Genomic DNA, 21,260 nt, shown 5'->3' with positions numbered 1-21,260 from the left:
AGTTTGAAGTTTAATGTAAAGTTTCAAAGAAAGATAGTTAACATTCCAATTCTCCCACTCTCCAACTCAACTACGCTCCAACTCATTCAATCTGAAGTTCCAGCCAGCGCATTTCCATTTCTTCCAGTTTTTCAGAAATGGATTCGAGGTCTTTGGAAAGGACAGAGATTTTCTCGTAGTCGGTTTCGTTGTTGAGGAATTCTAAAATCTTCGCGCGCTTTTCTTCAAGTTCAGGCATTTCTTTTTCGATGGTTTCCAGTTCGCGCTGTTCTTTGAAAGTCAGTTTGTTCTTGGTTTGATATTGTTTGATTTCGTTGGAAACAATTTGAGAGGGTGGTTCTGCTTCTTCAACCTGGCTCTTTTTACTTTGCTCTTGGCTCTTCTTTTCTCTATATTCCGAAAAATTTCCAGTAAAATCTTTGATTTTTCCATCGCCTTCAAATGCCAGAATGTGATCCACAATCCGGTCCATAAAATATCTGTCGTGGGAAACGATAATCAGACAACCCTGGAAATTAAGGAGGAAATTCTCCAAAACTGACAATGTCGGCAGATCGAGATCGTTCGTCGGTTCGTCGAAAATCAGGAAATTCGGATTCTGATAAAGAACGTACATCAAATGCAGCCTTCTTTTTTCGCCACCGGAAAGTTTCGAAATCGGTGAATATTGAGTTTGGTCATCAAAAAGAAAAAGCCGCAAAAACTGCAATGCAGAAATGGTTCTTCCGTTTGCTAACGGGAAGTTCTCACCAATTTCTTTAATAAAATCAATAACGCGTTCATCTTCTTTATAGGCCAATCCTTTCTGGGAAAAGTAGCCAAACTTAATAGTTTCACCTGTTTCGATCTTTCCATTGTCAAACGGTTCCAGTTCCTGGATGATATTAAGTAGCGTCGATTTCCCTGCTCCATTCTTTCCGACAATCCCGACTTTTTCGCCTCGTTGAAATGAATATGAAAAATCTTTAAGCAAAACTTTGTCGCCGAAACTTTTGTCGATATGCTGCAGTTCGAGAATCTTTTTCCCAAGTCGTTTCATTTCGAAATCCAGTTTGAGATTCTGTTTCCTGGTGTCTGTTTTCGCCACTTTCTCAGTTTCGTAAAAGGCGTCGATTCGCGATTTTGATTTTGTAGTCCTTGCTTTCGGTTGTCGCCGCATCCACTCTAGTTCTTTTCGGTAAAGATTGTTTGCTTTGTCGATGGTTGCGTTCAGATTTTCTTCGCGGATCATCTTGTTTTCCAGATAAGTGGCGTAACTCCCGTTGTGAAGGTAAAGATTCTGATCCTCCATTTCCCAGATTGTGTCGCACACAGAATCGAGGAAATATCGGTCGTGAGTCACGAGGAGCAAAGTCACCATCGCCTTCGAGAGGTAGTTTTCGAGCCATTCCACCATATCGACATCGAGGTGGTTCGTGGGTTCGTCCATAATCAAAAGGGTATGACGGTGTTCTGCACGGGTTTCCAAAAGCAGTTTCGCCAAAGCAACCCTCTTAATTTGTCCACCGGAAAGTGTTTTCATTTTCGCCTCCAAATCGGTAATCTTCAGCTGCGACAGGATTTGCTTCATCTCATTTTCCAAATCCCACGCTTTGTGGAGCTCCATTTCGATAAGGGCTTTTTCCATATCGTCGGCATTTTCCGTATGCAGCGCGTGATGGTAATTTTTCAAGGCCATAATCGGTGCGGAATCGAGCGTCATCATAAATTCCTCCACGCTCAGCTCACCTTCGAAATCGATTTCCTGGTCAAAAAGCACTACCTGAATATCTTTATTGACCACCACATTTCCGGAATCGGCGATTTCTTTTCCCATCAGGATTTTAAGCAAAGTCGATTTACCCGAACCGTTTTTGGCGACAATGGCAATTTTGTCTCCCTCGTTGATATTGAAGGAAATATCTTTAAACAAAACTTTTAAGCCGTAAGATTTGGTGAGGTTTTCTGCGGAAACGTAGTTCATTTCAAATTAAGGTAAAGGTAAAGGTTGAGGTTGCGAAAATACGAAAAAGAAACCTTGGGAATTTAAATCATTAAAGACAAGAATGAGTTTCTTCTTCAATCAGAAACAGTAAAACCCGGAAATCTTGTGCATTCTAAAAAAATAAAAAACAAACAGATACACGTCGTTCGGAATGAATATTGTATATTTACACTATACAAAATCTAATGATCGTTTCATTCCAACATAAAGGGTTAAAATTGCTCTGGACTAAAGGTGACCGCAGCAAACTGCCTTCAAATATGGTTGACAAAATCATCAGGATTTTAATCATTATTGACACTCTTGAACATGTTCCTAATGATCTAAAAAATTTAAATACTCTTCGCCCGCATCCATTGAAAGGCGAATTGAAAGATTTTTGGTCTTTGACGGTCAATGGAAATTGGAGAATTATTTTTCTTCAACAATGAAACGAAGGAGGCAAGTATAGTAGATTTTGTGGATTATCATTAAATCATCAAAAATGAAAAAACACATCAGCAACAGCATTCACCCCGGTGAAATTCTCAGAGAAGACTTAATCACGCCAACTGGTTTGAGCGTAACCGAAGCCGCTTCTTTGCTCGGAATTTCAAGGTTGAGTCTCTCAAAAATTCTAAATGGTCGAGGTGGAATTACGCCCAATATTGCTCTTCGCATTGAAAAAGTTTTCGGGGGAAACGCTGAATTCTGGCTTCGATTGCAAAGAAATTACGATTTGGAAACCGAAAGAGAAATCTTCAGGAAAAATCCACCAAAACTAAAAGCTTTCCACGCTTAATGACTTAATCCAAAGTCATTCTTTTCAAGCTCCACCTATTTCCATTAAAGACGTTTACATCGACTTTGGTGTTGATTCCGTACACGATTCCGTTTTCGGTGAACTGCCAAATTTTCCAGTCGTCAGTTGGTGAAGGTTGCGGCACATCGTTGTAATTGGCCAACCAAAGCGGATAATCGTCGAACTCACCTCTCAGGAAATCCTTGTAGTAATGGTAGTAAGTGTAGATAATCGGTTTTTTGCCGTAGGTTTCCTCCACAATTCTGCACCAGATTTTCAGGTCTTCGATAAGTTTTTTGTTGGTTTTCCGTTTCGGGATTTTCTCGATATCGAGAACGGGCGGCAAATCTCCAGATTCCAATTTTACGTTGGAAAGAAAATTATTTGCCTGCATTACAGGATCTTCATCGGCACGGTAAAAATGGTAAGCTCCACGGATGAGTTCGTGCTTTTTGGCGATTTTCCAGAATTCGTCGAAATGGCGATCAGCAGATTTGTTTCCCATCGTTCCCCGGAGAATGACGAACTTGATGGGAATCGTTCGGTTTCCAATGCTCAAACTGTCCCACTCGATATCCTCTTTTCTTTGGTAATGGGAAATATCGATCCCGAAAGTTTTATCGGCATAGTCACCGAGAATCCGGTTGATCCTCCTTTCCTCAAACTCGGAATTCGAAAGTTTTTTATGCTCAAACTGGTTGAAATACATCGCATAGTAAAACGCAATTTTCTCCTTTAAATAAAAACCGGTTCCCAACAAAGCCAAAGCAAGTACCAAAAGTAAAATCCACCGCCGAAACAGCCAGTGTTGTTTTCTGCGCTTGTGAATTTTTCGGGTGGTTTTTCTTCTGATGGTTTGTTTTGCCATGGGTCTGCAAAAATAGATTTATTAAATCTTTTGTCAAAAGAATACTTTTTTATAATGAAGGACAACTACGAATACAGCCGTGAATAAGTTGAAAACACAATAGAAATCACAGATTTATTTACTGACTAAATATTTTATAATCCGCCAAAACTCTATTCGTTTTTGAGTTTTGGCGGATTATAATTTTTATTTCAATGAAAAATCCACGACAATTACGTGGATTTAATCTTGAATTTGACATTTTCATCCTGAACTTGTCGAAGGATTGAATTTTCTAAGCTCCGTAAGGAATCCAGATATTCTTGATTTCAGTGGCGTGTCGCAGGAATTCCTGACCTTCGCCTTGAGCATTGTCGAGCCAGTTTCTGTATTTGCCGAAATTCACCCACGAACGTTTCATAGAATCTGTCGAAAGCAGTTCGATGTCTTTGCTTCCTTCCGCAGTTCCGAAATACCAGATTCCGTCGATGTTATAGTGTTTTGCGAGTTCTTTTGCCAATTCTTCTTTTGATCCAGTTACAATGTTTACCGTTCCTGCAGGAACATCCGACGTTTCCAGAATCTGGTAGAAATCGGTCGCTGAAAAAGGATGTTTTTCCGAAGGAACCACCACCACATTATTTCCCATCGCGATTGCTGGAATCACCGTAGAAATAAATCCTAACAACGGATTTTCGTCGGGACAAATTACCGCCATCACTCCCACTGCTTCCGGCATCGCCAAAGTTACCATCCGCTGAACGGTGGAATGTGCCGCTCCATCGTATTTATCTGCAAAAGCAGCGTAGGTGTAGATTCTCTCGATGGATTTCTCCACCTCTACTCTTGCGGAAGCTAAGCTTTGGTTGGTCATTTCCACAATTCTTTCTGCGAATTCTTCTGCACGGATTGCAAGGTTTTCTGCGATATAGTAAAGAACCTGCGCTCTTCCGTGACCGGTCATTCCGTTCCAGGATTTGTCGGCGTGCGCAGCTTCCACGGCATTTCTGATGTCTTTTCTGTTACCTTCAGAAACTTCGCCAATGTATTCACCGAACGCATTTTTGATTTCCATACTGTAACCGCCATCCGGACGTGCCTGTTTCCCACCTATATACATTTTTGTGGTTCTATCGATATCTGCAAGAATATTCTTAGCTCTCGGTTTAGATTTCTCAGCTTTGGGAACGATCGGTTTTGAAGCAAATTCGTCTTCAATTCTTGGCTTCATGTATTCATAAAGTCCTTCTTTTCCACCCTCTCTTCCAAAACCAGATTCTCTGTATCCGCCAAACCCTGCATTTGCATCGAATTGATTGGTACAGTTGATCCAAACTGCACCTGCTTTAATTTTCGGAGCCACATCTAAAGCAAGATTGATATTTTCTGTCCAAATACTTGCAGCCAAACCGTAACGGGTGTTATTTGCCAAAGCAACCGCCTCGTTGTGCGAACGGAAAGTCATCGCCACCAAAACCGGTCCGAAAATTTCTTCCTGGGCGATTACCGAACTTGTGGGAACGTCGGTAAATAAAGTCGGCGGGAAGAACCATCCGTCTTTCGGCAAACCGTTTTTTGGTTGGTACATTTTGCAGCCCTCCTCAACGCCGAGTTTCACCAGATTATCAATGGTTTTGAGCTGAACTTTATCTACGATTGCGCCCATATCGACCGCTTTGTCAAGTGGATCGCCAATTCTGAGCGTATCCATTCTCGTCCTTAATTTTTTATAGAATTTCTCAGCAATACTTTCCTGAACCAAAAGTCGGGAACCTGCACAGCAAACTTGTCCCTGGTTGAACCAAATTGCGTCAACAATTCCTTCCACCGCAGAATCCAAATCGGCGTCTTCGAAAACGATGAATGGAGATTTCCCGCCTAATTCGAGGGAAATTTTCTTGCCGCTTCCCGCGATTTCTGTTCTTAAAATTTTACCTACTCTTGTTGAACCGGTGAATGCAACTTTCTGGATGTCTTTATGATTGACTAAAGCCGTCCCTGCAACGGAACCACGACCGGTAACAATATTTACCACTCCTTTCGGAAGTCCGATTTTTTCACAGATTTTCGCGAAAAGCAAAGCGGTGAGCGAAGTATATTCTGCCGGTTTTAAAACCACGGTATTTCCCATTGCTAAAGCTGGTGCGACTTTCCACGCCAACATCATCAGCGGAAAATTCCAAGGGATAATTTGGCCGATAACTCCTACTTCTTTGTAATCCTTAAATTCGGTATCCATCAGTTTTGCCCAACCTGCGTGGTTATAAAAATGTCTCGCCACGATCGGAATGTCGATATCGCGGGTTTCACGGATGGGTTTCCCGTTGTCTAAAGTTTCGAGCACTGCAAAGAGCCGTGAGTTTTTCTGGATCTGTCGCGCCAATGCATAAAGGTATTTTGCTCTTTCGAAGCCGCCGATTTTTACCCATTCCGGGAGTGCTTTGTTGGCTGCTTTCACAGCTTTGTCAACATCGGCTTCATCGGCTTCGGCGATTTTTGCCAAAAATTCCTTATTGCTTGGATTGTGCGAATCGATGTATTTTTTTGAATGGGGCTTTACCCATTCTCCACCGATAAAGAGGTCGAAACTTCTTTTATGCGTTTCTAAAAACTCAATTGCAGGAGCTGCAGTTTCTGGAGCGGGACCGTAAACCATTGTGTCGTATATTTCTTTGATTTCCATTTCTGTTGATTTGAAAATGTGATTGTTTGATGAAAAAATTATTATGTGTTAAGTTTTTTGATTTTGGAAACCTCCCTTTCAATTTTTCCCGAGCCGAGCCCCGACCTGAGTGGAGCTCTTTTTGCGAAACGAAGTGGCGCAAAAAAGCGGGAATACTTCGACTGGCTCAGCATAAACTATGGGCGGAAAAAGGCGCCCAAATCAAAAAAAACTACGCCATCGGATGACGGAAACCTGCACTGTACCTTCCGGTAACATAGTGCTCCAATTGCCGCTCGATATCGCCCAATAGCGAACTTGCGCCAAATCGGAAGAGGTTCGGATTGAGCCAGTCGTTGCCGAGTTCCTCTTTAATTAAAATTAAATAATCGAGTGCCTGTTTTGCCTTCTGGATTCCTCCCGCCGGTTTGTAGCCGACCTTCACGCCGGTTAGTTCGTAGTAGTCGCGGATGCAGCGGATCATGACCAAACTTACCGCCAAAGTTGCGTTGACCGACTCTTTTCCGGTGGATGTTTTGATGAAATCTGAACCCGCCATCATTGCAACCCAGCTTGCTTTCGCCACTTTCGTGTAGGTTGGGATTTCGCCGGTTGCGAGAATGGTCTTCATGTGTGCGTCGCCACACGCTTGACGACAAAGTTTGATTTCTTCGTAGAGTTCCTTCCATTTGGATTCGAGCACCAAATCTCTGGAAATCACGATGTCGATTTCTGTAGCTCCCGCCGCGACGGATTTCTTGATTTCTGCAATTTTTTCCTCCAGCGAATTTTTTCCTGCAGGAAATCCTGTTGAAACTGCCGCGATTGGGATATTGCTGCCTTTCAACGCTTCTTTTGCATACGGAATCAGGTTATGGTAAACGCAGACCGCGCCTGTTGTAAGCTTGGAATCAAGCATGCCGAGTTTTGCGAGCAAGTCTTCGCGAACCGGATGTTGTGCTTTTTCGCAGAGCCGGAGTACGTTTCCACGGGTATCATCGCCTGCAAGCGTGGTGAGGTCGATCATTGAGATCGCCTTCAGTAACCACGCCGCCTGGAATTCTTTCTTCACGCTTCTTCTTCCGGTGAGGGTACCGACTCTTCTTTCGATCGCGCTCCTGTTGATATTGATCGAATCAAAAAACTTCGTGTTGAAGGGAATTCCCTCGTTTCTCTCCTCGGAATTCTGCACAACTGTTCCTGAATGTTTTTTATCTAAAATCTTTTCCATAAATCTTTAAATTCTATTAAAAAAATCCGTCTTCAAAATTGGGAGTGTAAAATTAACTAAATATCTGCTATTGTGAGTAATGGTTTGCAATAATATTTTCTTTGTCGGCTGAAAACAAAAAATACATTCCCGGATGGAAATGTATTTTCTACACTATTTTCGTAATCGTTATACTTTCAGTTGTCTGCTGATACTTTGCTCCAAAGAAATAAAAGTTTCTGTTCTGGTAACTCCTTTCAGTTTCTGAAGTTTGTTGAGAATTTCCATTAAATGGTCGTTGTCTTTGCACAGCACCTTCAAGAAAATGGTATAATTTCCTGTGGTGTAGTGCGCTTCCACAACTTCGTTGATTTCTTTAAGCGCTTTCACCGCGTCTTGGTAATGACTTGGCTGCTCAAGAAAAACGCCAATGTAGGAAACTACTTTGTATCCAATTTTTCTGGGGTTCAGAAATGAGATTGAGTTTTCAATCACTCCTGCAGCTTCAAGTTTTTTAATTCTCTGGTGTACCGCCGTTGTTGAAATCCCAACATTTTTCGAAATGTGGGCTAAAGATGTTTTGGCATTATCCATCAGCATATAGATAATTTCTTTATCTACTGCATCCAGATGATAACCGGCATTTGTCGCATTTTTCATTGTTTTGTTTATTTTTTCGCAATTATTTATCTAAAATTAACTCTGCAAAAACAGGAAAGTGGTCGCTATAACCGCCTAAATATCTTGTTCCCGCATAAGTCCGGAACGGTCGTCCGTAAAATTTTTTATCCCAACTTCCCAATTTCTCCACATTGTAAACACTTGCTTTTTTAAACCGAACCACATTGTCTGAATTAAAAAATTCTTTGGAAAAAATTATTTGGTCAAAAAGCAAACCATCATTATAGTGAAACGTAGAAAATAATTTATTATTGAATAAATCGATGTATGGGTTTGTTAAAGTTTTATTAAAATTTTCATCATAAAGAAGATTCATTAGGTTTTCCTCATTTGGATTTTCATTGAAATCGCCCATCAAAAGTATCATTTCCCCATCCGATTGCAGTTTCTGAATCCGTTCCCGAATATCTTTGAGAATGTAGTCACGTTTCGGTTTATTGACATCCTTTTCGCGTTTTGAGGGAAGATGCAACACAAAAACATTTAGCAAAACATCTGAAACTTTTACCTTGCAAAAAAGAATATCTCTTGTCGTATCATAGTTTGCGGGATCGTCATCGGGAATTTCAAAGAAATAGGTAATCGGTTCAGAAGAGATGATTTCAACTTTTTCTCTATCGTAAAGTAGCGCCACATCCACTCCTCGTTCATCCATTGAATCGTAGTGCATCACTCCATAATTAGTGCTAAAGGGCTCGAGTTGAACCAGTTCATCCAACGGTTTCTGTCCCTGAATCTCAGAAAGCCCGATCAACATCGGCAGCACTCCCTCGCTTTCCTTGATCAACTGAAAAACATGTGAAATCTTGAAGAGCTTATTTCTGTATCTTTTCTCGTTCCAATTGTTCAGTCCCGACAAAGTTGGATCCAGTTTATGAACTGGTGGCGGATCGGGCGGAAACAAATTTTCAACATTATAGAAAGCGACGAGTTCTTTTCTTCCACTGTTCATTTTCTACCTGATTGCTCCTTTTTTTAAGATTGTAAATTTAATAAAAATAATTAACAATCCTTACCTATTCTAAAATATCGGGTCTTTTTTCTTTAGTGATTCTTACCGCTTCATCATGACGCCAATCTTCAATCTTTTTTTGATTACCACTCAGCAGAATTTCGGGAACCTTTAAGCCCTTGTATTCATCGGGTCTTGTGTAAATCGGCGGCGAAAGTAAGTTGTCCTGAAAACTGTCGGTCAGCGCTGACTGTTCGTCATTTAAAACTCCGGGAAGCAATCGAATCACGGAATCCGCCAAAACACAGGCCGCTAATTCGCCTCCAGTCAAAACATAATCTCCGATCGATATTTCCTTTGTTATGTGGAGCTCGCGCACCCTTTGGTCAATTCCTTTATAATGACCGCAGAGAAAAATCAGGTTATTTTTGATGGAAAGCGTGTTTGCAATTTTCTGGTTTAGAGTTTCGCCATCGGGAGTGAGATAAATGACCTCGTCGTAATCGCGTTGAGCTTTGAGTTCCGAAATACATTTATCCAAAGGTTCGATCATCATCACCATTCCTGCTCCACCTCCGTAAGGTTCATCATCGATCTGCCTGTATTTTCCTAAGCCGTAGTCGCGAAGCTGATGAAAGTGAACTTCCGCCAAACCTTTATCCATCGCTCTTTTTAAAATTGATGCTCTGAACGGACTTTCCATCAGTTCAGGCAAAACACTAATAATATCTATTCTCATTGTACGGTTCCGTTCTTTTTGTTGGGAATGATGATCAGTCGCAGCGACGAATCTTTGTTGAAGTAGCTCCACATCCAGTTGAAGAAGATGGCGAGTTTGTTTCGCACACTCAAAATGAGCATCAGGTGGAGAAACATCCAAAAATACCAAGCAAAGAATCCCTGGAATTTGAATTTCGGTAAATCGACTACGGCTCGGTGTTTTCCGATCGTTGCCATACTTCCGCGGTCTTCGTATTCATACTCCGTCCAATCTTTCTCCGATTTTTTCAGTAGGTTTTTTGCCAGATTTTTTCCCTGATTGATCGCAACATTCGCTACTTGCGGGTGACCTTGCGGATACTTCGGCGTCTCCATATACGCTATGTCGCCGATCGCAAAAATATTTTGGTAACCCTGAACTCTGTTGAAGCGGTCGGTTTTGTATCGGTTTCTTACAAGAATTTCGGGATTCAGCCCATCAATTACATTTCCGGAGACTCCTGCTGCCCAAATCACATTGTTAGATGGAATTTCCAAACCACTTTTTGTCACTACTTTATCACCGTCATAACCTGTCACATATTCGCCACTCATGAACTGCACTCCCAAATCTTTCAGATATTTTTCTGACATTATTTGGGATTCTTCGCTCATCACCGCCAATGGCTTTTCTGTGGAACTTACGAGAATCACCTTCAAATCGTCAAAATTCATGTGCGGATAATCACGGGGAAGAATGTCTTTTTTCATCTCTGCAAAAGCTCCTGCCAATTCAACGCCGGTCGGTCCGCTTCCCACGATCACGATATTCCAGTTGCCGTCATCACTTCTTTTTCTTTCCATGATGAGTTTCTCGAAAGTGAGCAAAACGTGGTTTCGGATTGCGATGGCTTCCTGCGTGTTCTTCATCCCGAAAGTGAGCTTCTCCATGGTTTCATTGCCGAAGAAATTGGTTTTGCATCCCGTCGCGATAATCAGTTTGTCGTAACTGAATTCGGTTTCGTCGGTAGAAGTAATGATTTTGTTTTCTTCAGGAATTATCTTCAATACTTCCGTCATTCGGTAACGGATATTCTTGGAGTTCTGAAAAATTTTTCTGAAAGGAAATGAGATATTGGAAGGTTCGATCCTTCCACACGCAACCTGGTAAAACAGCGGTTGAAACATGTGGTGGTTCACCTTGTCGATGATGATGATCTTCTTATTCTTATTGTTGAGCTTTTTCGCCAGCTGAAGTCCTGCAAAGCCACCGCCAACAATTATAATTTTTTCCCGCATTTCCATGCTGCAAATTTACTTAATTTAAAGTTGGACGAATCAAAAAAAATCCCTGAAGCAATTTCAGGGACTCAATTTATTGTCTTACGATTTGGGTGACTTTCTGTGTGCCGTCACTCAGGATGTACTTCATCAGATATTTTCCGGGTCTAAGTTTATCTAATCGAATCTCCCCAGAATTCATATTCACATTAAACTGCGCAACCTCCATCCCTAAAATTGAATAAAAAGTAACAGACTTTATTTTAAGATCGGCATCTTTAGATTTAACAATGATAAAATCCCTTGCCGGATTTGGATATGCAACGAGTACTCCGTCATCAGATTTCATTGATGCGGAAGTCGGCTCTTTAACAAATGTCTGCGCAGAAACTTTTTCTGAGAAAACTGTTAAACTACCGATAAATATTAAGAAAAGTAATAATTTTTTCACCGATATAAACTTTTTTTATCGAAATATCTTTACAAAAATAAGAATTTCAAATTAATATGCAATACTTTTTAATCAAAACAATGATTAAATTTGCAGAAGCTATTCCAAATACTATTCCAAAAATGATCATATACTCAAGAAACCGCAGATTGCGCACCAACTCCTCTATCCGTGCATTAGTTCAAGAAACTGTTCTAACCACCAATGATTTTGTAATGCCGATGTTTGTAATGGAGGGTGGAAACAAGGAAGAACCGATTCCGTCAATGCCGGGAATTTACCGACGAACACTCGACCTTACTGTGAAAGAATGTCGCGAATTGTTCTCACTTGGCATAAAAGCGGTCAATCTGTACATGAAAGTTTCTGAAAATCTGAAAGACAACAAAGGAACCGAGTCGTGGAACAAAAACGGATTGATGCAGAATACGATCAAGGCCATTAAAGACGCTGTTCCCGAGATGGTCGTAATGCCCGATGTGGCGCTTGATCCTTACTCGATATATGGGCACGACGGAATTATCACGAACGGAAAAATCGACAACGACGCCACGAATGACGCATTGGTAAAAATGTCAGTTTCTCACGCAGAAGCGGGAGCCGACGTTGTTGCACCAAGTGACATGATGGACGGAAGAGTCGCCGCAATCCGCACCGGACTGGAAGAAAGTGGTTTTACCGATGTTGGAATTTTGAGCTATGCAGCGAAATACGCGAGTTCTTTTTACGGACCTTTCAGAAGCGCACTGGATTCTGCACCAAAAGAAAATATCGAGATTCCAAAGGATAAAAAAACTTACCAGATGGATTTCCACAATTCGCGGGAAGCGATCGACGAAGTGCTGAAAGACGTTGCAGAAGGAGCCGACATCATTATGATCAAACCGGGACTTCCGTATCTGGACATCGTTTCCAAAGTTCGCGAAACCATCGATCTTCCGATTGCGGTTTATAATGTTTCAGGAGAATATGCGATGTTGAAAGCTGCCGCACAAAACGGCTGGCTCGATAACGACAAGGCGATCATCGAAAGCTTAACATGCATCAAAAGAGCGGGAGCAGATATGATTTTCACCTACGCAGCAAAAGAAGCCGCCATCCTTTTGAACAGATAATAAACATTAATCCTTCAGATCAAAACTGGAGGATTAATTTTTCTTGGCTTCTTCCCAAAGCAAATCCATTTCCTCTAAAGGCATTTCAGAGAGATTCAAATTTCTTTCGTTCGCCAGATTTTCCATTTTCTGGAAACGGGAAATGAATTTCAGGTTGGTTCTTTCCAATGCAGAGTCGGGATTAATACCAGAGATTCTTGCGTAATTGATTAAGGAAAAAAATACGTCCCCCAATTCCTGTTCTTTTTTGTCCAAATCGGTTTCGGCGTGAAATTCTGACAGTTCTTCGCCTACTTTTTTCCAGGCGTCTTCCGCATCGTGGAATTCAAAACCGATTCCTTTCACTTTTTCCTGAATTCTAAATGCTTTCACGATACTCGGCGTTCCTTTGGAAACTCCGGATAACACGGATTTATTGCCTTCTTTTAGTTTTAGTTTTTCCCAGTTTTGTTTTACTTCTTCTTCATCTGCGACTTTCCCGTCTCCATAAATATGCGGATGGCGGAAAATCAGTTTTTCATTTAATGAATTAATGACATCAGCAATGTCGAAACTTCCTTTTTCCGAACCGATTTTTGCATAGAACACCAAGTGCAGCAACACATCGCCCAACTCTTTTTTGATTTCCGGTAAATCTTCTTCCAGCAAAGCGTCTGAAAGCTCGTAAACCTCTTCTAAAGTCAGATGGCGAAGCGACTGCAGCGTTTGTTTCTTATCCCACGGACATTGCGCCCGAAGATCATCCATGATATCTAAAAGTTTTGAAAATGCTTCGAGTTTTTGGGCTTTACTGTTCATAATTTTGAGGTACGGGTTTCGAATTTCGGAAACACAAATTTACTGATTTTGTTAAAGAAAAACCCTTTCAGAGTTTGATATTCTGAAAGGGTTTAAATATTCAAAAGTTGTCAAAGAATTAAACTTTGTCAAAGTGGATTATCCTTGTTTTCTGTGCGTGCTTTTCGGAGCCGATTTCGCAGCTGAAGTGCTTGCTTTTGCTTTCGGAGCTGCAGGTTTTTCAGCTTTTGGAGCTGCTTTCTTCGCCGCAGATTTTTTTTCTGCTTTTTCTTCTTTTGCCACTTCTGCTTCCTCAGCTGCTGCTTCTTCAGCTTTCACAAAGCTTTCCGGTGTGATGTAGCCGGCTTTTTGCAGCGTGTTGTACCATTGCGCCAGTTTCTTGATGTCGGACGCATAAACTCTTCCTGTGTCGTAATCAGGAAGCGCCTCCAACATAAATTCCTTCAAATCCGCATCAGATGATTTGTGGGAAATGGTCTCCTTGTAATCTTTTGCTTTTGCGATATTCTCGAAAACGTCGAACAACGGAACTTCCTTATCGAAAGTAAACATCGCGATATTGTCGAGCAAGCTTACCTGAGAAGAGTTGGAAATGCTGGTTTTCTTTTTGGTCAGTACATCTTCAATGATGAACCCGTTTTTCAACTGCGAAATCAGTTTGTAAAGTCCCGGCTTACCGGAGATTGAAATGATTTTTTCTAACTGCATAATATGTCTTTTTGTTTCAAGTTTAACGTTTCAGGTTTCATATCAAGTCCGCTTCATTTACTTGAAACATGGAACTTGAAACCCGAAACAAAATTTTTATTTCGGAAACCTCATTTTATAGTTCACAGACACATCGCCCTGTGAAATCTTCATGAGTTTTCCTTTAACTAATTTTTTCTTTAGCGAGCTTAAATGATCGGTGAACAGAATTCCCTCGATATGGTCGTATTCATGCTGGATCACACGCGCTCTCATGTCGGAAAAAGTGTCGGTATGTTTAACGAAGTTTTCGTCGAAATATTCTATCGTCACATTTTCTTTGCGTTTCACATCTTCGCGTACATCGGGAATTGAAAGGCAGCCCTCGTTGAATTTCCACTCTTCGCCACTTTCTTCCAGGATTTTGGCATTAATGAAAACTTTTCTGAAATCCTTCAGCTCATCGGCAATATCGGCATAATCCTCATCTTCAGCCAAAGGAGACACATCCACAACGAAAAGTCGGATATCCAGACCGATTTGCGGTGCAGCCAAACCGATTCCGTGTGCAGATTCCATGGTTTCAAACATATTTGAAATCAGCTCCTTCAGTTCCGGGTAATCTTTGTCGATTTCGTGGCAGTGTTTCCTTAAAACTGCGTCACCAAACGCTCTAATTGGTAATATCATCTTTGTTTCTGCTCTAAAAAATTCTGCAAAATCAGGGTTGCGCTCACTTTGTCGATCAGTGATTTGTCCTCCCTTTTCTTTTTATTTTTTCCGCTTTGCGAAATGAAATACGAAGCCATTTTTGAAGTAAAACGTTCATCAAAACGGTGAACTTCAACTCCCGGAAACTGCTCCTGAAACTTCTTGATGAATCCCAGAATATCTGTTTCCACTTCAGAAAGATTTCCTCTCAAATCTACAGGTTGCCCGACAACGACTGCATCAACCACATTTTCAGCAAAGTACTTCTTCAGGAATGAAAAAATGATTTCGGTCGGCACGGTTTCTAATCCGCTTGCGATGATCTGCAAATCGTCGGTCACGGCAATTCCGCATCGTTTCTTCCCGTAATCAACCGCCATTATTTTTCCCATAGCGTGCAAATTTACTAAATTTTATAAAATTCGGTTTTAAAGGGATAATTTTTTCATCATTTATCAAGAATTATTTTTAATTTTATTTCTTCAAAAAATTGCAGTATGAAAACATTGATTCTGGTGCGCCACGCAAAAAGCGACTGGCCAGAAAATACCGAGGATTTTGACCGACCGCTCGCCGAGAAAGGTTTGGATGATGCTGTGAAAATGTCGAAATTCCTAAAAGACAGCGAAATCAAGATTCAAAAATTTATTTCGAGTCCGGCGGTTCGTGCTTTGAATACCTGCAAAATTTTTAATCAAACCTACGAAATCGACATCCAAGAGGAGCAAAAGCTTTACAATCCTACCGAAAGTAATTTCGAAAAAGTGATCTATGGTTTAGAAGACAACGTGGAATCTGTAGCAATGTTTTCGCACAATAACGGTATTTCGAATTTCGCCAACTCGATGTCCGACGATATTTTTATGTTTCCAACTTGTGGCGTTGCAGGATTTCAGATCGATACCGATTCCTGGTCAGATTTTGAAAACGCAAAAAAGAAGCTGATTTTCTTTTACGAACCGAAGAAGATCTAGAGTTTCTTTTAAAATTTAAAATAAATTACCCCTTCCCTAAAGGGAGCAAATTCAGGTTTATTTTGTGGGATATTTCTCGTCCTTTAGATCCCGTAATGATCGGAATGGGTGGAGAGAATTTCCAATATATTATTCATTTAAAAATTTAAAAAACACACTTTAATTTATTTCCTCTTCAAATCCAAATCTTCAAAGTCGAAAGAGAAATCGGTAACTCCCGAAATCGGTTTCATTTTCGCCGACTGTGCTTTACAGTTTTCATCCATGTTGAAATTGATGAAGCTGTCTGCGTCGTAGCTTCTGTCGTCCCATTTCACAATCATCACATTTGGTGAATACGGTAAAAGATCGCCTTTCAATCGTGGCGAATTCTTGCAGATAATTCTGAAATTTTTGCCGTCATTAGAAATAATCACATCTCCAAACCAAGGATCGTTAAACGTTCCCACGATCTGTTCCGGTTTGATTTGGTTGTTTTTTTCTTTGGCAAAAGTCGTCGATTTTGTGAAAGCATCCTTCTTTTCCTTATCGTAATCCGCATTGAGTTTTGCCATTCTTTCGCTGTAGGTTTTCAACCAGTTTCTGTCGGCAATTCCGAGGTAGGAATCTTTTACTGTATTTGAAATCGTGTTGAAAGCGACACCACTTTGCTGGTTGGTCAGAACCACGATTCCCAGTTTCATATCGGGAACGAGGATGAGCTGCGTCACCGTTCCGATCAATCCGCCGGTGTGATAAACTTGTTTGTGGCCTTTAATATCTGAAACAAACCATCCCAATCCGTAACCGCCGAAATTGGAATCATAAGGATTTTTCAGCGCGACCGGAGTCGGAATCTGTAAGTTCCATAACTGCTGAATCTGCTTGTCGGAAACGAGTTTCTTACCGTCTTTCGTGGTGAAACCGTTCATCAGAAAATCAGCCCACGTCATCATATCTTTAATGTTACTGATGATTCCACCCGCTGCATTTGCGGTTTCGTTCCAGTCGTGTGGAACCGGAATCGCTTTCCCATCGACTGGAGCGTGCGCTTCGATAATATTCGAAACATTGGCTTTGACAGCACGGTTGTAACTTCCGAAACTTGAAGTCATTCCGACCGGCTTCATGATTTTTTGCTCGATGAAATCCGCCCAGCTCAAACCGGAAATCCTGTGGATCACTTCTCCAGCGACGATGAACATTATATTGTTGTAATCCAGTTTTTCTCTAAACGAATTTTTCGGTTTTAAATAACGGACGTTGTGCACAATGTCATTCACCGTCAAGCTTCCGCCCTCTGGAAAAAACATCAAATCTCCCTGTCCCAAACCGAGTCCTGCTCTGTGTGTAATCAGATCTTTCACTGTAACTTCCTGCGATACGAACGGGTCGTACATTTGAAATTCGGGAATAAATTTGGTCACTTTATCGTCCCAGTTCAGTTTACCTTCATCAACCAAAATCGCCAAAGCAGTACCGGTAAAACCTTTTGAATTCGAAGCGATTCCCACCAAAGTCTGATCGTCCATTTTTTGTTTGGTGTTCATCGACCGGATTCCGAAACCTTTTGAGTAAACGGTTTTTCCATCTTTAATAATTCCTACCGACATTCCCGGAACATCAAAAGTTTTAATGGTATTCTGAATGAGTTCGTCGAGTTTTTTCTCCTCGATTTGAGAAAATGAAAGGAAATACAAACAAAAGAAAACGAAGGAAAATCTGATCTTCATTGCTAAATTTTTGGTTTTTTCAAAGATAGAGATTTTCCAGCGAAAGTGTGGAAATCTTCCAACCTCCAGCTTCCAACTTCCAACTTTTACCCTTAACTTTGTGAAAAAGTAAAAGTGAATGGAAACTAAAAAGGAATTTTTTCTCGAGTGCTACAAACTCGGCATTATCAAGTTTGGAAGGTTTACGCTGAAAAGCGGTATTGAAAGTCCGTTTTATGTGGATTTGCGTCCGCTCGCATCCGACCCGAAAATCCTGAAATCTCTTGCCAATTATTTGTTGGAAATGCTTCCGCTGGACAATTTCGATTTGATTTGTGGGGTTCCTTACGCAGCACTTCCGATGGCAACCGCAATGTCTTTGGAAAGCTACATTCCATTGATTATCAAAAGAAAAGAGGCCAAAGATTACGGCACGAAACGACTGATCGAGGGAATTTTTACTAAAGGTCAAAATTGTCTTTTGGTGGAAGATGTAATCACCTCGGGGAAATCACTTTTGGAAACCATTGACGAGGTTGAAAATGAAGGAATCGACGTTTCAGACATTGTCGTGGTTCTTGACAGACAGCAAGGCGGAAAACAGCTTTTGGAAAGCCGCGGTTATAATGTACACACGCTTTTCACGATTTCGGAAGTTTGCAAAATGCTTCAGGAAGAAGGTCATCTAACCGACGACGAGATCGAAAGAATCCAGGATTTCCTTAATGGAAACAATGTGAAATTCGAAGAAAAAAAGCGACTTTCCTACGAAGATAAACTGGAAATCTGCGACCATTCCGTTGCTCAAAAACTGCTGAAAATCGCCGTAGAAAAAAGATCCAACCTCATCGTTTCCGCGGATGTTACCACGACGAAAGAACTTCTGGATTTAGTAGAAAAAGTTGGTCCACACATCGTCGCGCTGAAAACGCATATCGATATCATTTCCGATTTTGATGCGGACAATACGATTCTTCCGCTTAAAGATTTGGCGAGCAAATACAACTTTCTTTTAATGGAAGACAGAAAATTTGCCGACATAGGAAATACGCAGGAACTTCAGTTTTCGATGGGGGTTTTCAAAATCTCGAATTGGGCGGATTTCGTTACTGCGCAGGTTATCGCTGGTTACGATTCTCTCGACTGCTTTAGAAATGTAGGCGTAGTCGCCATTTTAAGCATGTCTTCAACAGGAACTTTGACCGATCTTCAGTATCGCGAACAGGCAGCGAATATTGCGGTTTCTCATCCCAATGTTTTCGGCGGCGTTTCTCAGAACAGGATTCCTGACGAACTTCTGCTTTTCACACCCGGTGTAAACCTCGCCGATTCTGGTGACGGAAAAGGACAACAGTACAATACGCCGGAACACGTTTTCAATAAGTTACAAACCGACTTTATCATCGTGGGACGCGGAATCTACAAATCCGATGATGTTGAAAAAGCCGCGCTGAACTACAAAATCGCGGGTTGGAATGCGTATGAGAAGTCGTTGTAGAGGAGCGTTTTGCGTTCGGCAGTCGGCAATCAGCTTTCTGCAATGAAATGAAATTCTGTTTGCAGTAAAATTGATCTCGCAATGCGACACAAAGATTTTTCGAAACTTCCTCAAACTATTAAGCTTAACAAAGTTTTTGTGCTTCAACGTTTATGTCAAACCTCATTTTACTTTTCCTTTGTCTGTTTCTTGGAATTTTTCTGAGGAAAGTAAAGCTTTTTCCCAAGAACGGACATTTGGCGCTGAACGCATTTGTCGTGAATATTTCGTTGTCGTCACTGTCCTTATATTACATTCCTAAAATCGAGATGAATTGGCAGGTGATTTTTCCGGTCGCGGTACAGTGGCTGAATATTCTGCTTGCAATCCCCTTCTTTGTGTTGATCGGCCGGAAAATGAACTGGAGCAAAGGAATGATCGGCGCGCTAATTTTAGGAGCTGGATTGGGAAATTCTTCCTTTATCGGAATTCCGGTGATTCACGCTCTCTATGGTGAAAGCGGCATGAAAACAGTGATGCTCGTCGATCAACCGGGAGGATTTGTAGCATTGTTTACGGTGGGAATTGCGGTGGCGAATTATTTTTCCGGTGGCCGAAGTTCAGTAAAGGAAACCATTCTGAAAATTGTGAAATATCCGCCGTTCATCGCCTTTACGATTGCGGTTTTGCTAAATATTTTCTCACTTCAGATCCCAACTGATTTGGACGAGGTTTTTGCAAAATTGGGAGCAACAACGGTTCCTCTCGCGTTGGTTTCTGTGGGAAGTCAGCTGAGATGGCAGAAATTCGAAAGTGAAAAGAAGCCGCTTGTTCTAGCACTCGTCTTTAAGCTGATTTTATTTCCGTTGCTGATTTTCATCCTGTATTTCTTCATCTTCAACCAACGTGGCGAAATGATTGAAATCTCCTTTCTGGAAGCAGGAATGGCGCCGATGATCACCGCTGGAATTATTGCGAACACCCACAATCTTCAACCAAAATTAACCAACCTCATCATCGGAATCGGAATTCCGCTGTCGTTCATCACATTGGCGTTCTGGTATTTTGTGATGAAGTATTTTGTGTAGAGAGCGGCGAACGGCAATCGGCTTTCAGCTTTTGGCAGACAGCCTTCAGCAATCGGCGCTCCGTTTCAGCAGCAACATCGTTACTTAATCATCTTCTCTTTGTTCTTTGTTCTTTGTTCTTTGTTCTTTGTTCTTTGTTCTTTGTTCTTTGTTCTTTGTTCTTTTCTCTTTTTTCTTGGCTCTTTCCACTTGGCTCTTGCTTTTCCCAATTCCTTATCCTACATCAAGAACCAACCGTTTTATCATTCCTAACTTTGTACTTCAATTTGAAACCTCAAACTTCAATCTTCAAACCTTAAAATAATTTATTATGAAAGTAGATATCTGGAGCGACATCCGTTGTCCGTTCTGTTACGTAGGAAAAAAGAAATTTGAAAAAGCCCTCGAAAAATTTTCGCACGGTGAAAATATTGACGTGGTGTGGCACAGCTTTCAGCTGGATCCCAATCTGAAAACTCAGCCGGAAAGAGATCCTTTCGATTTCTTCTCTGAAGCCAAGGGAATTCCTGTTGCACAGGCAAAACTGATGCACGACCATGCACGAAACGCTGGAAAAGAAGCAGGAATCGAATTCAATTTCGAAAACCAAAAAGTGGCAAACTCGTTTAAAGGTCACCTTTTGATTCAGCTTGCGAAATCAAAAAATATTGCCAATGAAATGGAAGAAGCGCTTTTCAAAGCACAGTTTATCGATGCAAAAAATATCGACGACGAAGCAACGCTGATCGAAATTGGAAAATCTGTGGGCTTGAATGAAGAAGAAATCCGCAATGCATTAACTTCCGCCGACTTTGGCTATAAGGTAAGCGAAGACTCACAAATCGCGCGACAATTGGGAATCAATTCCGTTCCGTTTTTTGTATTTAATGACAAGTATGGCGTTTCCGGAGCGCAGCAACCTGAACTTTTCCTGGAAGTTTTAGAGAAATCCTACAGCGAATTTGCACAGGGCGACAAGGGATTACAAATTTTAAACTCCGGCGAAAGCTGTGATGTGGATGGGAATTGTGAGTAAGAGTGGGTGAGTTGGAGTGTGGGTGAGTTGGGGCGTGAATTCGCTTCGCGGTGAATTTCTTCGAGTGAATTAGCTTCGCAGTGAATTCCTATTTGAAACCTGGAACCTGAAATGCGAAGCATTCACGAACTCAAATAAAAAAAATAAAAAAACTTG

At 41.2% G+C, this 21,260-nt stretch carries 21 protein-coding genes; 7 read left to right on the top strand and 14 right to left on the bottom strand.

Features of this window, described 5'->3' with window-relative positions; genetic code table 11:
* Window positions 1-82: 82 nt before the first annotated feature.
* On the bottom strand, window positions 83-1,963 hold the full coding sequence (locus MTP09_RS03675; protein ID WP_243550660.1) for an ABC-F family ATP-binding cassette domain-containing protein: 1,881 nt from the start codon (window positions 1,961-1,963) through the stop codon (window positions 83-85).
* A 206-nt stretch (window positions 1,964-2,169) separates the two neighbouring features.
* Here MTP09_RS03675 and MTP09_RS03670 point away from each other — a divergent pair, with 206 nt between their 5' ends.
* On the top strand, window positions 2,170-2,415 hold the full coding sequence (locus MTP09_RS03670; RefSeq protein WP_243550659.1) for a type II toxin-antitoxin system RelE/ParE family toxin: 246 nt from the start codon (window positions 2,170-2,172) through the stop codon (window positions 2,413-2,415).
* A gap of 53 nt (window positions 2,416-2,468) precedes the next feature.
* Entirely contained in the window at window positions 2,469-2,765 is a 297-nt protein-coding gene (locus tag MTP09_RS03665) for a HigA family addiction module antitoxin (protein WP_243550658.1), read from the top strand.
* Window positions 2,766-2,769: 4 nt separating this feature from the next.
* On the opposite strand, the gene MTP09_RS03660 is transcribed toward MTP09_RS03665, so the two are convergent.
* The 8 genes from MTP09_RS03660 to MTP09_RS03625 all read right to left on the bottom strand — a co-directional run bounded on the left by MTP09_RS03660 (window position 2,770) and on the right by MTP09_RS03625 (window position 11,548).
* A complete protein-coding gene (locus tag MTP09_RS03660) occupies window positions 2,770-3,633 on the bottom strand; it encodes a glycoside hydrolase family 25 protein (protein ID WP_243550657.1) in 864 nt (287 codons plus the stop codon).
* Between the two features lie 274 nt (window positions 3,634-3,907).
* Window positions 3,908-6,295 carry an aldehyde dehydrogenase family protein gene (locus MTP09_RS03655; protein WP_243550656.1) on the bottom strand — a complete coding sequence of 796 codons (2,388 nt, stop codon included), beginning with the start codon at window positions 6,293-6,295 and terminating at the stop codon, window positions 3,908-3,910.
* Window positions 6,296-6,506: 211 nt separating this feature from the next.
* Window positions 6,507-7,505: a deoxyribose-phosphate aldolase gene (deoC, locus tag MTP09_RS03650; protein ID WP_243550655.1), complete on the bottom strand. Its 999-nt coding sequence runs from the start codon at window positions 7,503-7,505 to the stop codon at window positions 6,507-6,509.
* A gap of 168 nt (window positions 7,506-7,673) precedes the next feature.
* The gene (locus MTP09_RS03645; protein ID WP_243550654.1) at window positions 7,674-8,144 is read right to left on the bottom strand and encodes an Lrp/AsnC ligand binding domain-containing protein; all 471 of its coding nucleotides are present in this window, start codon (window positions 8,142-8,144) and stop codon (window positions 7,674-7,676) included.
* A gap of 22 nt (window positions 8,145-8,166) precedes the next feature.
* Window positions 8,167-9,117, bottom strand: a complete 951-nt coding sequence (locus tag MTP09_RS03640) for an endonuclease/exonuclease/phosphatase family protein (RefSeq protein WP_243550653.1) — start codon at window positions 9,115-9,117, stop codon at window positions 8,167-8,169.
* A gap of 64 nt (window positions 9,118-9,181) precedes the next feature.
* Window positions 9,182-9,856 carry a tRNA (guanosine(37)-N1)-methyltransferase TrmD gene (trmD, locus tag MTP09_RS03635; protein WP_243550652.1) on the bottom strand — a complete coding sequence of 225 codons (675 nt, stop codon included), beginning with the start codon at window positions 9,854-9,856 and terminating at the stop codon, window positions 9,182-9,184.
* On the bottom strand, window positions 9,853-11,121 hold the full coding sequence (locus MTP09_RS03630) for an NAD(P)/FAD-dependent oxidoreductase (RefSeq protein WP_243550651.1): 1,269 nt from the start codon (window positions 11,119-11,121) through the stop codon (window positions 9,853-9,855). The genes trmD and MTP09_RS03630 overlap by 4 nt, the downstream gene beginning before the upstream one ends.
* Before the next feature lie 70 nt (window positions 11,122-11,191).
* Window positions 11,192-11,548: a T9SS type A sorting domain-containing protein gene (locus MTP09_RS03625; RefSeq protein ID WP_243550650.1), complete on the bottom strand. Its 357-nt coding sequence runs from the start codon at window positions 11,546-11,548 to the stop codon at window positions 11,192-11,194.
* A 122-nt stretch (window positions 11,549-11,670) separates the two neighbouring features.
* Between MTP09_RS03625 and hemB the strand changes: the two genes are divergently transcribed.
* Window positions 11,671-12,663, top strand: coding sequence for a porphobilinogen synthase (gene hemB, locus MTP09_RS03620; RefSeq protein WP_243550649.1), 993 nt, complete (start codon window positions 11,671-11,673; stop codon window positions 12,661-12,663).
* 33 nt (window positions 12,664-12,696) lie between these two features.
* On the opposite strand, the gene mazG is transcribed toward hemB, so the two are convergent.
* The 4 genes from mazG to ruvX all read right to left on the bottom strand — a co-directional run bounded on the left by mazG (window position 12,697) and on the right by ruvX (window position 15,251).
* Window positions 12,697-13,461, bottom strand: coding sequence for a nucleoside triphosphate pyrophosphohydrolase (gene mazG / locus MTP09_RS03615; RefSeq protein WP_243550648.1), 765 nt, complete (start codon window positions 13,459-13,461; stop codon window positions 12,697-12,699).
* Between the two features lie 138 nt (window positions 13,462-13,599).
* Window positions 13,600-14,169 carry a DUF5606 family protein gene (locus tag MTP09_RS03610; RefSeq protein ID WP_243550647.1) on the bottom strand — a complete coding sequence of 190 codons (570 nt, stop codon included), beginning with the start codon at window positions 14,167-14,169 and terminating at the stop codon, window positions 13,600-13,602.
* Window positions 14,170-14,265: 96 nt separating this feature from the next.
* Complete coding sequence (gene def / locus MTP09_RS03605) at window positions 14,266-14,838, bottom strand: peptide deformylase (protein ID WP_243550646.1); 573 nt, start codon at window positions 14,836-14,838, stop codon at window positions 14,266-14,268.
* The gene (gene ruvX, locus MTP09_RS03600; protein ID WP_243550645.1) at window positions 14,835-15,251 is read right to left on the bottom strand and encodes a Holliday junction resolvase RuvX; all 417 of its coding nucleotides are present in this window, start codon (window positions 15,249-15,251) and stop codon (window positions 14,835-14,837) included. Before ruvX ends, def begins: the two co-directional genes overlap by 4 nt.
* A gap of 105 nt (window positions 15,252-15,356) precedes the next feature.
* On the opposite strand from ruvX, the gene MTP09_RS03595 reads away from it, so the two are divergent.
* On the top strand, window positions 15,357-15,833 hold the full coding sequence (locus MTP09_RS03595; RefSeq protein WP_243550642.1) for a SixA phosphatase family protein: 477 nt from the start codon (window positions 15,357-15,359) through the stop codon (window positions 15,831-15,833).
* Window positions 15,834-15,997: 164 nt separating this feature from the next.
* On the opposite strand, the gene MTP09_RS03590 is transcribed toward MTP09_RS03595, so the two are convergent.
* Window positions 15,998-17,545: a serine hydrolase gene (locus MTP09_RS03590; protein WP_243550640.1), complete on the bottom strand. Its 1,548-nt coding sequence runs from the start codon at window positions 17,543-17,545 to the stop codon at window positions 15,998-16,000.
* 118 nt (window positions 17,546-17,663) lie between these two features.
* On the opposite strand from MTP09_RS03590, the gene MTP09_RS03585 reads away from it, so the two are divergent.
* From MTP09_RS03585 to MTP09_RS03575, 3 genes are all read left to right on the top strand, one after another.
* Window positions 17,664-19,022 carry an orotate phosphoribosyltransferase gene (locus MTP09_RS03585; RefSeq protein WP_243550638.1) on the top strand — a complete coding sequence of 453 codons (1,359 nt, stop codon included), beginning with the start codon at window positions 17,664-17,666 and terminating at the stop codon, window positions 19,020-19,022.
* Window positions 19,023-19,174: 152 nt separating this feature from the next.
* Entirely contained in the window at window positions 19,175-20,089 is a 915-nt protein-coding gene (locus tag MTP09_RS03580; RefSeq protein WP_243550636.1) for an AEC family transporter, read from the top strand.
* A gap of 310 nt (window positions 20,090-20,399) precedes the next feature.
* Window positions 20,400-21,104, top strand: coding sequence for a DsbA family oxidoreductase (locus tag MTP09_RS03575; RefSeq protein ID WP_243550634.1), 705 nt, complete (start codon window positions 20,400-20,402; stop codon window positions 21,102-21,104).
* Window positions 21,105-21,260 lie beyond the last annotated feature (156 nt).

It is taken from the genome of Chryseobacterium suipulveris, from assembly GCF_022811685.1.
Taxonomy (GTDB): Bacteria; Bacteroidota; Bacteroidia; order Flavobacteriales; family Weeksellaceae; genus Kaistella; species Kaistella suipulveris.
Note: the sequence above shows the minus strand (reverse complement) of the source record. Positions and strands in the feature narration are given on the sequence as shown.